General features: G+C 43.5%; 13 protein-coding genes and 1 pseudogene. 13 read left to right on the top strand and 1 reads right to left on the bottom strand.

Annotated elements, in window-relative coordinates; all coding sequences use genetic code 11:
* The first annotated feature begins 382 nt into the window (after positions 1–382).
* Positions 383–817 carry an Hsp20 family protein gene (locus AB4589_RS21515; RefSeq protein WP_017107513.1) on the top strand — a complete coding sequence of 145 codons (435 nt, stop codon included), beginning with the start codon at positions 383–385 and terminating at the stop codon, positions 815–817.
* A 119-nt stretch (positions 818–936) separates the two neighbouring features.
* Here AB4589_RS21515 and AB4589_RS21520 read toward each other — a convergent pair whose 3' ends face one another.
* The gene (locus AB4589_RS21520) at positions 937–2,187 is read right to left on the bottom strand and encodes a valine--pyruvate transaminase (protein ID WP_102249188.1); all 1,251 of its coding nucleotides are present in this window, start codon (positions 2,185–2,187) and stop codon (positions 937–939) included.
* A 331-nt stretch (positions 2,188–2,518) separates the two neighbouring features.
* On the opposite strand from AB4589_RS21520, the gene AB4589_RS21525 reads away from it, so the two are divergent.
* The 12 genes and pseudogenes from AB4589_RS21525 to tadF all read left to right on the top strand — a co-directional run bounded on the left by AB4589_RS21525 (position 2,519) and on the right by tadF (position 11,997).
* The gene (locus AB4589_RS21525; protein ID WP_009848142.1) at positions 2,519–2,737 is read left to right on the top strand and encodes a Flp family type IVb pilin; all 219 of its coding nucleotides are present in this window, start codon (positions 2,519–2,521) and stop codon (positions 2,735–2,737) included.
* Between the two features lie 3 nt (positions 2,738–2,740).
* Entirely contained in the window at positions 2,741–3,178 is a 438-nt protein-coding gene (locus AB4589_RS21530) for a prepilin peptidase (protein WP_371709754.1), read from the top strand.
* Between the two features lie 7 nt (positions 3,179–3,185).
* Positions 3,186–3,974, top strand: coding sequence for an RcpC/CpaB family pilus assembly protein (locus tag AB4589_RS21535; RefSeq protein WP_017103126.1), 789 nt, complete (start codon positions 3,186–3,188; stop codon positions 3,972–3,974).
* 10 nt (positions 3,975–3,984) lie between these two features.
* Entirely contained in the window at positions 3,985–5,304 is a 1,320-nt protein-coding gene (locus AB4589_RS21540; RefSeq protein ID WP_372101662.1) for a type II and III secretion system protein family protein, read from the top strand.
* A complete protein-coding gene (locus AB4589_RS21545) occupies positions 5,301–5,819 on the top strand; it encodes a hypothetical protein (protein WP_122047430.1) in 519 nt (172 codons plus the stop codon). Before AB4589_RS21540 ends, AB4589_RS21545 begins: the two co-directional genes overlap by 4 nt.
* A gap of 24 nt (positions 5,820–5,843) precedes the next feature.
* The gene (locus AB4589_RS21550) at positions 5,844–7,067 is read left to right on the top strand and encodes a P-loop NTPase (protein WP_372101663.1); all 1,224 of its coding nucleotides are present in this window, start codon (positions 5,844–5,846) and stop codon (positions 7,065–7,067) included.
* A 9-nt stretch (positions 7,068–7,076) separates the two neighbouring features.
* Positions 7,077–8,360 carry a CpaF family protein gene (locus tag AB4589_RS21555; protein ID WP_135382196.1) on the top strand — a complete coding sequence of 428 codons (1,284 nt, stop codon included), beginning with the start codon at positions 7,077–7,079 and terminating at the stop codon, positions 8,358–8,360.
* A 9-nt stretch (positions 8,361–8,369) separates the two neighbouring features.
* A pseudogene (locus AB4589_RS21560) lies at positions 8,370–9,289 on the top strand (type II secretion system F family protein).
* Complete coding sequence (locus AB4589_RS21565; RefSeq protein WP_371709759.1) at positions 9,289–10,194, top strand: type II secretion system F family protein; 906 nt, start codon at positions 9,289–9,291, stop codon at positions 10,192–10,194. The pseudogene AB4589_RS21560 and the gene AB4589_RS21565 overlap by 1 nt, the downstream one beginning before the upstream one ends.
* Entirely contained in the window at positions 10,187–10,969 is a 783-nt protein-coding gene (locus tag AB4589_RS21570; protein ID WP_009848151.1) for a lipopolysaccharide assembly protein LapB, read from the top strand. Before AB4589_RS21565 ends, AB4589_RS21570 begins: the two co-directional genes overlap by 8 nt.
* Complete coding sequence (locus AB4589_RS21575; protein ID WP_372101664.1) at positions 10,959–11,444, top strand: TadE/TadG family type IV pilus assembly protein; 486 nt, start codon at positions 10,959–10,961, stop codon at positions 11,442–11,444. Before AB4589_RS21570 ends, AB4589_RS21575 begins: the two co-directional genes overlap by 11 nt.
* On the top strand, positions 11,419–11,997 hold the full coding sequence (gene tadF, locus AB4589_RS21580) for a tight adherence pilus pseudopilin TadF (protein ID WP_009848153.1): 579 nt from the start codon (positions 11,419–11,421) through the stop codon (positions 11,995–11,997). The genes AB4589_RS21575 and tadF overlap by 26 nt, the downstream gene beginning before the upstream one ends.
* Positions 11,998–12,004: the final 7 nt, after the last annotated feature.

Here is a 12,004-nt window from a genome sequence, read left to right on the forward strand (position 1 = left end):
ACTGATCGGCATTAGCCAAAAATGGCGGTCTTTTTTGTTTTTAAGTGATTGAAAAATATTGGATTGGAAAAATAATTGAAAATAAACGCTTGAAACTGATTCGCTCAATCCACATATCTAGTTGTGAAGAGGATGACTGTCTTGCTCTACAAGAGAAGAAACAGAACCTTCATAACCGTTGCTAGAGTATCGCTCAATAGAGGATAACTTTGGCAGCACACAATTTAAAAATTGATTCATTGTCATGTCCCAGAGTTGTCACCATTAGAGGTGAAACCCGTGGAATGCGAATTGAATCCCTTAGCTGTTTACTGAATCACTCACAGGTTCGATCTCAGTAAAATTCACGGCTAAGACTATTGCTTACTAAAAGGATAGCATTATGAGAACTGTAGATTTCACTCCACTTTACCGCAACGCAATCGGCTTCGATCGTCTATTCAATATGATGGAATCGAACACGTCGAAAAATACTTCTGGCGGTTACCCTCCTTACAACATCGAGCAAAAAGACGAGAACAACTACCGTATTACTATGGCCGTTGCTGGTTTTGCTGATGATCAATTAGACCTTACTCAAAAAGAGAACATGCTAATTGTTAAAGGTGAGCGTAAAGCAGAAGCCGAGAAAACTTTCGTATACCAAGGTATTGCAGAGCGCGATTTCGAGCGAAAATTCCAACTGGCTGACTACGTAAAAGTGGTGGGCGCAAGCATGGAAAATGGTCTTCTTCACATCGACCTAGAACGCGAAATCCCAGAAGCGATGCAACCACGTAAGATTGCTATTAATGGTAATAGTCTTCTAGAAGGCTAAGCGTTATTAGCTCATTTAAGCTAATAAATCTCGGGAAGTAGAAGTGAAAGAGCACCAGTACCTTGAAGAAGGTCGGTGCTCTTTTTTGTATTTGGTCTACAGTAAGCTAAAAGCTTTTATTACTGCTCTGAGTAAGCTTTTTTCACTTCTTCTGCAATAATATTAATGCCTTTCTGCATCGCCTCATCATCTTGCACGTAGTTCATGCGTAGACATTGATGGGCATGATCCCACTCGTCTTCTTGGCCGATAAAGAAGTATTCACCCGGAACAATCAATACGCCACGAGCTTTGAGGCGGTCGTACAGCTCCATGGTGGTAATCGGCAGCTCATCAAACCATAGCCATAAGAAAATCGCACCTTCAGGCTTGTGGATACGGAAACGAGGGTCATCGATCGCTTCTTGTAAAAGCTCAACCGCACGTAGAGATTTGTCTTTATAGAAAGGTTTAATTACCTCGCTGCTTAAGCGCAGTAAATCGCCTTTTTCAATCATGTGATTGGCAATCGCAGGGCCGACACTATTGGGTGCTAGGCTGATAATGCCATTCATGTTGGTCAGAGCTTGTGTCACTTCTTCGCTCGCAATCACGATACCGCAACGCACACCCGGCAAACCAAGCTTAGATAAGCTCATGCACAGAATGGTGTTTTCATTCCAGAACGGTTCGACATCTTCAAAGATGATGTTTGGAAACGGCAGGCCGTAAGCATTGTCGATCAGCAGTGGGATGTTGTTTTCACGCGCCAGCTTATCCAGTTTACGCACTTCTTCATCGGTCAGTACGTTACCAGTTGGGTTGGTTGGACGAGAGGCGCAGATAGCGGCAACCGAGTCATCAACCTTGAGCTGTTCAAAATCAACGTGGTATTTAAACTGGCGGTTTTCTAGCAGTTCGATCTCTGGGTGGTAAGAGATAAAAATATCGTCATCAATGCCCGCATCGCCGTAGCCGATGTATTCTGGTGCGATCGGCAACAATATCTTCTTGTGAGAACCGTCTGGCTGTTGACCCGCTAACAAGTTGAATAGGTAAAAGAAGCCACTTTGACTGCCGTTGGTCAGGCTGATGTTTTTCTCGCTGATGTCCCAACCATAGGTCTCTTTCAGCATTCCAGCTAACGACTTAATGAAGCTGTCTTTACCTTGTGGACCATCGTAGTTGGCGAGGGCGGCAATGAGTTCTCCACTGGCGAGCATGTCGGCACTGGCTTGGTTAAAGTAATCGAGCATGGCTGGGATAGCGGCTGGGTTACCACCACCGAGCATAATTGCACCAGGAGTTCGCAGGCCATCATTCAAATCATCCATTAAACGAGTGATTCCAGAGTATCGATTAAACTTTTCACCAAACTTTGAGAATTGCATTGCTTCGTATACCTAATTCATTGTGATTATTATTCGTAGATTATGATCAATCTTATGAACCCGAGCGTGGCGGGTTACAGTGGGTAATCTTTGAACATACCGCAATGTTTTTGCGGCGCAAAGCACGAATTGCCCTCACACGGAAAAAACTTCTCTTCTCACCGCTCCCGTTTAATCACTTTTTTCACTTTAAACTGAACTCAAACTGAATAGAACGACGGCAAATGTCAGAGCAATGTGAGGAAGGTCACTCTTGGATTGCTCAAAAATAGCGCACTGAATATTATTTCCTCCGAAGAAAAAACAACCTATCTATCTTTTGGAGAAACGAATGTTAACTAATTTATTTGTTAGAACTCAGCTATTTATTCAATCTTTTAATAATGATCAACGTGGTGTTACAGCGATTGAATACGCAATCCTAGGTGTGTGTATGTCAGCAATCGTATTGGCTGTATTTAACGACTCTCTTCGTGAAGCTTTAGAAGGTGCTATCACAACCATCACTAATAATATTGAAGCCGCTAATTCGTCGCCAAGTGTAGGTTAATTAATGCCTCATAAACTGTGGTGGTTAATTCCCTTAGCCACCATGGCTGCAATCGTCAGTTATCAAGATATCCGATACCGAATAATATCTAATGGAGTGGTGGTAGCTGTTGCTCTCTTGGGTGTTTTTTATATCTGTCAAACCGAAAAGTTTGAGCAGTTTTATAACTTTTTCATAGTGTTAGCCGTCGGCGCAGTTTTATTTTATTTCAATGTTATAGCTGCTGGAGACAGTAAATTATTGGCTGCATTCAGTTTAATGGTATCGCCCAATATGATGTTGTTGGCGGTTAATGTGATTTTATTTGCAGGTGGAACCCTAGCGATTACTCAGTGGGTATTAGGAAAAACAACTGGTAATTCTGAGTGGATAAATAGAGGCGTTCCTTATGGGGTACCTATTTGTCTAGGAAGCCTACTAGGTATAGCTGCATCGTTATAGGTGAATCATGAACTCCAAAATCATTCTTGGCTTAGCGTTTCTCGCTATATCTATAGGCCTCTATGGTGTGGTGAATGTACCGATGGATACTTTCCCCGTTCAGCCTGAAGAACCAATTATAGAAGTGACTTTTAAGGTATGGAAACTAACTCACCCGGCAGTGAAAGGTCAGCAGCTGAAGCGTAGCGACTTCGTTATAGAGTACTTGCCTGAAGCTCGTGCAGCGCTATTGGGAATCGATCGAAACATTGAGTTAGATTGGAATGCTCCTCAATTCGCAGTGCATGACATTGCCGCATATGAGCTGGTGGACTTGAATATGTTGACATCTCCCGGAGACAGTCAGTACTTACAGGCGGTGATCCGCCCTGGATTTGTGCCTTATAACGTTACGGTACCGGGAAGAGATGTACTAGGTGGCACCATCGCAGTCGGAGATTTAGTCGATATATCTGTTCTTTCAACGCCGGATCAGAACTTATCAAGTGAGGATACGGTGTCAGATATTCAACATCTCACTATGGTGCCATTACTGGCCCAAATACCGGTTTTGGACATGGTGACGTCAGAAAAAGCAGTGAGCACGTTAACGTTGGAAAAAGAGACTCAGGTGACATTGATCTTACAAGTGACGAATCAACAACTGGCACAACTCACGGTGGCACAGCGGATTGCAGAAGTGGCCGTGCACAAGTCATTGGGTAAGGAATTTTCTGATGATCTAGAAGCTGATTCTTCAGACATCATTCCAAGCAGTGGCGGCACTGGTGGAATTCGTGAATACCGTTTTGAGTAGGGCGTTAACCATGAAAACAACAATGTTGACTTTAGTATTGGTTCTGCTGCTTCCATTCGAGGTTTTGGCTCAAGGCTCGACTAATTTAGCTCAGGGAGAAGCTAAAACCTTTTCGATTCGAGGGGAAATCGCTTCTGTTTTTATCTCAGGGAAGAATATTGCAGATTACCAAGTGATTGATAGTAATAAGGTCGTGGTGTTTGGGAAGAATATCGGATCTGCCTCGTTTATCGCATTTGATGCGAAAGGGCGTGAATTATTTAACCGCTTATTGTTGGTGAATAAAAGTTATCGCGAAATAGAGCAACAAATTGATGTGTTATTTCCCGATGCGGAAGTGTTTGTAGCAGGCATCGGTGAGAACGTTGTTCTGAGTGGTGTCGTCGCTAATGAACAGGAAAAGGATAACATTCACCAGTTGGTGGGTGAGCTTTTGGGGAAAACAGCGAACTCAACCTCTTTTCAAATGAGTGATGAAGAGAGTGACGACATTGATGTGGGTTTTATGACTCAACTTAATTACGCAGGCGTCGTGAATAATATCGAAATATCAGCGACTAAGCAGGTGAACGTTAAGTTGACCATTGCAGAGGTATCGCACTCTTTTATGCAAGACTTCGGCATCAAGATGGGCAGCAATGGTACGCCCGGCATATTTGTGGATCAACTTACTCATTTTAGTGCTAGCGATATTGTCTCTGTTATTTCAGTTTTAGGTACCGATAGCGTTGGTCAAGTTCTAGCTGAACCTAATTTGTCGGTGATTTCAGGTGAGAAAGCGAGTTTCTTAGTGGGTGGAGAACTGCCCGTTGTGACGGTTATAGATGGTGCAACCAACGTTGAATATAAGGAATTCGGTGTGCGACTGGAATTACTGGCTAAGGTGCTTCGAGATGACAAAATTAAGCTAGCACTGACACCAGAGGTTAGCTCCCTAGATGGTAGTTACAGCAGTGACAACTTTGATTTACCAGCATTAAGAACACGACGCGCCCAGACAACCGTGGAACTGGGGGATGGACAAAGCTTCGTTCTTGGTGGGTTGCTTAACAGTGAAGAGAAAGAGTCACTGACTCGAATTCCCTACATTGGTGATATACCTATTATCGGTGCTTTGTTTCGCCATACAGGAACCGAACGTAGTAAAACTGAGTCAGTCATTGTAGCGACCGTTAATTTAGTTCAACCAGTCAAAGCGGAGCAGATCCAATTACCGACGATGAAAAAGACTAGCACGCTCAAGCGCTTTTTTGGACTAGGCAGTGGCTATGAACAATCACAACAAAAGTGGGCTGATGAAGTTTTGTCTGCTGGAGGGTTTAGCCAATGAAATCATTGATGGTTACTTTGTTTACCGCCGTCATTATTACAGGGTGTGTTGACCGTATATCGGAGCCTCGCGGAACGGAAGTTGAAGTTTTTCCTGTGACTTATCAGCTTAAACTTCGCTCTGACCAACCCCTGTTGGTGACCAGAAAAGTGAGTGAGTTTATCTTGGGTTACCCTAAAAATGTAAAGGTGGCGCAATGGAAAATACGTACCAAAGGGAACGGGAATCAGGCGCTTTATAAAGAGGTTGTGAGCCAGTTAATCCAAGCTGGTGTGATGTCGAGTCAGATTGAATACAGTCAAATAGGTTATAGCCCAAATGAGCATAACTCAAACGCATCAGATCCGTTACCACTAGAGAGTCGCTTTGACTTAAGTCTTTCAGTCACAACATATAAGACCAAACTAGAAATTTGCCGCCAGGAACGGGTCGGCGAGTATGGGAATGGAAGCTTAGGGTGCAATGTGGACACGAGCCGTTGGCAGTCAATGGTCAACCCGCACAAAGCAATCTAATTACTAACTGTTAGAGAATTTCAGATGTTTGATTTAGTGAATAAACTAAACAGTGCGGAACCTAAAAAATCGGAGAAACAGAATCGTTGTGCGATGCTTTTCCAAACCGAGATATGCCGCGACTTCATCCAAAAATTGTTCAGATTTGAAGGGTTGATTGAGCCTAGCTCGTTCGCCAGCCAAGACACAAATGTGACTAGATTAGAGCAATACCCAGATGTTGAAGTGGTATTTGTTGAATTAAATCAAAGCCAAGATATTGTCGCTGATGCTCAGTTATTGACTCATACCTTACCTCCTCATGTGTCCGTGATCATTATTGGCAGTGAAGATACCATATCCATCATTCGAGCCTTAAGACAGTTGGGTTTCTATTACTTGTTTTGGCCAGCGGGTGAAGCGGAAACGATCGATTTTTATCACAACGTTTCCCGTAACCACGCAGCACAACAAGGCGTGAGTACAAATCGTAAAGCCAAGCAAATAGCAGTCATGGGCGTGAAAGGTGGGGTCGGTACTTCACTAGTCGCGTGTGAGATATCTCGCCGTTTGGCCAAGCATCAAAATGCGAGTACTTTGCTAGTCGACTATACCTACACTGGCAGCAATATTGACGTGATGTTAGGGCTTAAGAAGTTTACTAAGCGCAGTGTTCAAAAAGGCACCCTTACTACAGGAGTGGATAATGATATCGCGACAAGCTTGGTACAAAATATTGAAAAAAATTTGTCACTTCTTGCGGTGGAATCAGATGAGTTTGGCCGTGATGAGTTATTCCAATACACCCAGTCTTTAAAGAAGCAGATGATTTCAAGTCATGCTTTTGTCGTGGAAGACTATTCTCACACTGCGACAACCAATGAAGAGTTTAGACAAGCGGTGGGGAAACTAGATGCTTTAGTCTTGGTATTTGATGCAACAGTATCGTCATTAAGAGAGCTGAATCGAATTCGTTCTGAAATCGACGTGCATTATCCCAACCTTGTCGTACTGACGGTAATGAACCGCTCTCGACCACATAACGCAGCGTCAATTAGTGAGGCGGATGTAGTTAAGTATTTTGGTCGAGAGGCAGACGCGAATTTAGTGTTTGATTTCAAAGCTAATCAATACCTACTTCAAGGTGAGCTGCTTAGTGAATCACGTTCTGAAATGAAATACGGACTGCAAACGTTAGTTGCCTTATTGATGGGAGAGAAAGTTGCGGAAAAAACAGCATTTTCATTCTTCCAGTGGTTAAAACGGTAAGGGGACGATATGGAACATGCACAGCGCATTTATTTACAACTGCGTAAGCAGATCTTTGATGCACTTGATGCCAGTGTTATTGAAAGCTTACCGCGTCTAGAGTTAGAAGCTCAGTTAGCTAGCGCAGTTGATATGCTAGTGAGTCGAGATCAGTTATCTATTTCATCACTGGCAAAATCAGAATATGTCACCAGCATGGTACATGAGTTAGTTGGCCTCGGGCCTTTGCAGGTGTTGATGGATGATGACTCGATCACCGACATCATGATCAATGGCCCACAACAGGTTTATATTGAGCGTCATGGCTTAGTCGAGAAAGCACCTGTTCGATTTATCGATGAGAAGCAGTTGCTTGATATTGCTAAGCGCATCGCTAGTCGTGTTGGGCGCAGGGTCGATGAGTCTTCTCCTACTTGTGATGCCCGGTTAGATGATGGTAGCCGTGTGAATATTGTCATTCCTCCTATCACATTGGAAGGGACGTCAATCTCGATTCGTAAGTTTCAAAAACAAAGTATTGGTTTTGAAGAATTAGTTGAATTTGGGTCTCTTACTTCCGAGATGGCAGGTTTACTTCAATTAGCTGCACGTTGCCGACTCAATATTCTTGTATCTGGTGGTACGGGATCGGGAAAAACAACGTTACTTAATGCTTTATCACAGCATATATCAGAGGGTGAACGAACCGTCACTATTGAAGATACCGCTGAGTTAAGGCTTCAGCAGTCACATGTTGTTCGAATGGAAACTCGTCATGAGGGCATTGAAGGGACGGGGGCTATTACCGCTCGAGATTTAGTGATTAATTCACTGCGAATGCGCCCAGACCGAATTATTGTGGGTGAATGCCGTGGTGGTGAAGCATTTGAAATGCTGCAAGCCATGAATACTGGGCACGATGGTTCAATGTCTACGTTGCACGCCAATACACCACGAGATGCTTTGGCTCGTGTCGAATCAATGGTGATGATGGCGACCAATAATTTGCCCTTAGAAGCGATCCGCCGCTCAATTGTAAGCGCGGTCGATTTAGTCGTTCAGGTCAGCCGATTGCATGATGGTTCTCGAAAGATCATGAATATCACTGAAGTGGTCGGTATTGAGGGAAGCAACGTGGTGTTAGAAGAGTTGTTCTCTTTCCAAACTTCACCTCACAGCCCTGATGGTCGCATTCGAGGTAGTTATGTGACATCTGGTGTTATGGCTCGTTCTGCGCTTTATGAAAAAGCCCGTTTCTTTGGTGTAGAGCAGAAGTTAACTCAAGTGATTGAGTCTATGACACTCAATCAATAGGAGTGAGACATGTATTGGTTGATTATTTTGGGTGGGGCAATACTCATGATTGTAGCGCTTAAGCCGAATAGAGCTCCTTCTGTTGATGAGTATTTATCACAGCAAGCGAAAGGTAATCTGAAAAGCGATCTGAGTTTTACGCAACAAGCGGTTAATTTTGCCAGTCTTTCTGATCGTAACTTCAAACAGAAACTTCATGTGCGTTGGGATAACTTACAGCGCCAACTTGGAAAAATGGCATTAGGTAAGGTCGTCATTTTTTCTGTTGTAGCACTGCTTGCGATCGGCACTCTTAATCAAATGTCACTGCGCTTACCTTGGTTCGAAATTTTGCCTTTGACTCTCATTACCGCTTGGTTTTTGGGTTATCTCCATTTACAGAAACGAGAGAAAAAACGCTTTGAAGAAACCTTCCCTGATGCGTTGAACATGCTGGCAAGTTCCCTTAGTGCGGGTGAAAGCATAGGGCGAGGCATTGGGTATGTAGGGAAGAAACTTGAAGGTGAGGTAGGTAAAGAGTTTAAGCTGATGAGCGAGCGCCTCAATTTAGGCGAGCCGATTGATGATGTGTTTCGTAAATCTTGTCGTCGCTTTCCGTATCCGTCGTTTCATTTTTTTGTCATTACCTTGCGAGCTAACATGCAAAGAGGGGGCAATTAAAAGAGGTGATGTCACGTCTGAATCGACAAATGTTCGAAGCGAGAGCTGTAGAAAGAAAAAAGTTTGCTCTTACTTCAGAGGCTCGTATCTCCGCAAAAATTGTAGGAGCAACACCATTCTTCTTTCTGTTTATTTTGCAGTTTCTTAGTCCTGAAAATTTTGAGTTCGTAATGCACCACCCAGAAGGGAGACCGATTCTTTACTACCTCATCACAAGTGAAAGTATCGGCATGCTGATCATCTGGGCGTTAATGAAAAAGGTGAAGTAATGGCTTCTTCAATAAACTTCTCGAACGTTGGGTTATTTTTCGCCTGGGCCGGCGTAGCATTTGGCTTGTTGCTCATATTTTATTGGTTAGTCGTGTGTACTCAGAAAAAACACCGTATAGCAGCCTTAGCGAAACATCATCGATTGGCCGATCAGTCAAAAGAGGCAGAAATAAAACTGAATCGTTGGTTGACGCCCATGTCGACTATTTTCGTCACCTCCGAAAGTGATATTACAGTGCGCTTTGCTAATGCTGGCGTGAGTGACATCCGGTGGGCTCAATGGTTTATGCCACTGAAGTACAGTGCGTTGTTTATCGGGCAAGTGGTTGTTGCAGGCGTGTGTTGGTTTATTGAGGTTTCGTCTGAATCATGGATCGCGATAGCTGCGGGGTGGGCTATGGTGGTTATTGTGATGCCTGACCTAGTCTTGAGCTCGATAGCTAAAAACCGTCAACGTCGAATCTCTCGTCAAATGCCGTATCTGATTGACCTAATGGCGATTTGCGTCCAAACCGGCATGACAATCGAAGCATCAATGAAATACCTCTCCATTGAAATGAAAAGCTTTGATAAAGAGCTTTCTAGCTTGTTGGAGGTGACAAACCAACGGGCTCGTTTGGTCGGAATGGAAAATGCCTTAGAGGAGTTGTATCGCAAGGTTCCATCACCAGAAGTTCGTAGTTTTGTGATGACGCTGACGCAGAGCATTCAACATGGATCCTCGATTTATAACGTGTTAACGACGTTGGCAGGCGATATTCGAGAAGTGCAAATGCTAGAGCTAGAAGAAGAAATAGGGAAGTTAGCTGCCAAGATGTCGATTCCACTGATCGTGTTTATCTTGATCCCAATTGTATTCGTAATTGCCGCTCCGGGGGTAATGAGGATGATGCTTAATGTTTAAGAAAATAATCGCGCTAACGTTAGTTTTAATGTTGGCGGCATGCAGTTCAACTCAAGCGAGTTGGCAGAAAGATGAGTCAAAAGAGGCTATCTATCAAAAAACACATAATTACGTTCAGTTAACCCGTTTGTATAAAAATCAGCTGCAGCAATACGACGCTGATGAAGTGAGAGAAAAACTCTCGAATACATATTTAGCTATGGGCGATGCTGAGTCGGCTCTGTTTTACATTGCCCCTGTTACTCAAAAACCACAACCCAGTGTGAACAGTTTATTGATGCAAGCGAAAGCATACGGTGAATTAGGTCAGTACCCAGCAGCGATCAGTAGTGCTAAACAAGTATTAGTGGAAAATGCTACACATGCGGCAGCCGAGAATTTACTGGGAACGTTTTATGGTTACAGCTATCAGTTTGATCTATCTCGTCGGTATTTTGAACGCGCGCGCGAGCATTTTTATGACTCGGTATCAGTGAATAATAATTTGGCTGTGCTCGATATTACGCAAGAGCATTATCAAGCAGCTATGGAGCGTTTATTACCATTGTATAAGCGCGGTCAGATGAACGAACAGATGATGGCAAACTTGACGTTGAGTATGGCTAAGTTGGGCCACTACCCGTTTGTCGAAAGTGTGTTGAGTGAAAGATACAGCAAGCACCAAATCCAAAAAATTTATCAGGCGTTGCGCCACCACACTCCTTATTCATTAGAGAGCCAAACGCTGGCAGTCAGTGGTCTTTCGTTATCGGAGGAGGCGGGTAATGCGATATAAGCAAAAGGGTGTCGCGAGCATAGAGTTTGCGGTGGGCTTTTTTGCTTTTTGGTTGATGTGTATGGCGTGGGTTGAGATGAGCTATATCTCGTACATTTCTGCGATCAACGACTTGGCGGTTTCAGAGGTGGCTCGCACAGCTAAAAAGGGCTCAGGAAATTATCTCGATACGGTAGATAAGGTTTTGCACCGAGAAGGCCGTATCTGGAATCAGGTTGTTAATGGCGACAATTTTCAAGTCACGATTCACTACTCTAAAAACCTGAGTGAGTTAGCTAGTATTACAGACCAATGCAGTATTTCTGGTAGTCAAAAATTTAAAGAGTGTGGTGATGCTGATAACGCAGCGCTTGCCATTTATCGAATTAACTACCGTTTTTCACCTATCTTTAGCTACTTCTTCACGACTCAGAATTTAATGAGCAGAGAGATGATTGTTGTGCAGGAATATGAAAGGTCAAAATTTGAAATTTAGAACCCTAAAGCATGGGAATTTGAAGAGTAAGCAGCAGGGGGTTTTTAGTATTGAGTTTGCCATGGTCGCTGTATTTTTCAGCTTATTGATTGCTTTCAGTGGTGACGTGATCATCAAGCTTTCATTGAAAGGAAAACTCGATCGACTCTCTTATTCACTGGTCAATGTACTTAAAGAGAGAACCCAACTTTATGATACTGATTATCAGCTTACAACTAAAGAAGTCGATGATATCGATATCATTGCTCAGCATTCCTTACTGCGTACCTTTGGTCATTTTGAACGGGAACACTATGGGTTGTTGGTGGAAGAGTTGAGCTTCAAACAAGTGGGTACACCCAACCCCGCGATCAGTGAAAAACGCGGTGTTGTTGCCTGCAGAATAAAGCAAACCATTGATTCATTAGAGTCCATGACGGTAGTGACTAACCGAGGTCGAGAAATGCCCCTGTACCGAGTGACGGTTTGTTATGAATCGGATAATTGGATTGGTGGTATTTTGGGGCGTGAGTTTACTCACGTGATGTCTGATTCTGTCGTGATCGGCAGGTAGAGCGAAG

The organism is Vibrio sp. 10N.222.49.A3 (assembly GCF_041475145.1).
Lineage (GTDB): Bacteria > Pseudomonadota > Gammaproteobacteria > Enterobacterales > Vibrionaceae > Vibrio > Vibrio tasmaniensis_A.

Excerpts from the sequence above, each read along its gene's own strand:
- tadF (WP_009848153.1), top strand. The coding sequence starts at position 11,419 with ATGAAAGGTCAAAATTTGAAATTTAGAACCCTAAAGCATGGGAATTTG.
- AB4589_RS21565 (WP_371709759.1), top strand. The coding sequence starts at position 9,289 with ATGGCTTCTTCAATAAACTTCTCGAACGTTGGGTTATTTTTCGCCTGG.
- AB4589_RS21545 (WP_122047430.1), top strand. The coding sequence starts at position 5,301 with ATGAAATCATTGATGGTTACTTTGTTTACCGCCGTCATTATTACAGGG.
- AB4589_RS21520 (WP_102249188.1), bottom strand. The coding sequence starts at position 2,187 with ATGCAATTCTCAAAGTTTGGTGAAAAGTTTAATCGATACTCTGGAATC.
- AB4589_RS21555 (WP_135382196.1), top strand. The coding sequence starts at position 7,077 with ATGGAACATGCACAGCGCATTTATTTACAACTGCGTAAGCAGATCTTT.
- AB4589_RS21525 (WP_009848142.1), top strand. The coding sequence starts at position 2,519 with ATGTTAACTAATTTATTTGTTAGAACTCAGCTATTTATTCAATCTTTT.
- AB4589_RS21535 (WP_017103126.1), top strand. The coding sequence starts at position 3,186 with ATGAACTCCAAAATCATTCTTGGCTTAGCGTTTCTCGCTATATCTATA.
- AB4589_RS21570 (WP_009848151.1), top strand. The coding sequence starts at position 10,187 with ATGTTTAAGAAAATAATCGCGCTAACGTTAGTTTTAATGTTGGCGGCA.
- AB4589_RS21530 (WP_371709754.1), top strand. The coding sequence starts at position 2,741 with ATGCCTCATAAACTGTGGTGGTTAATTCCCTTAGCCACCATGGCTGCA.
- AB4589_RS21515 (WP_017107513.1), top strand. The coding sequence starts at position 383 with ATGAGAACTGTAGATTTCACTCCACTTTACCGCAACGCAATCGGCTTC.
- AB4589_RS21550 (WP_372101663.1), top strand. The coding sequence starts at position 5,844 with ATGTTTGATTTAGTGAATAAACTAAACAGTGCGGAACCTAAAAAATCG.
- AB4589_RS21575 (WP_372101664.1), top strand. The coding sequence starts at position 10,959 with ATGCGATATAAGCAAAAGGGTGTCGCGAGCATAGAGTTTGCGGTGGGC.
- AB4589_RS21540 (WP_372101662.1), top strand. The coding sequence starts at position 3,985 with ATGAAAACAACAATGTTGACTTTAGTATTGGTTCTGCTGCTTCCATTC.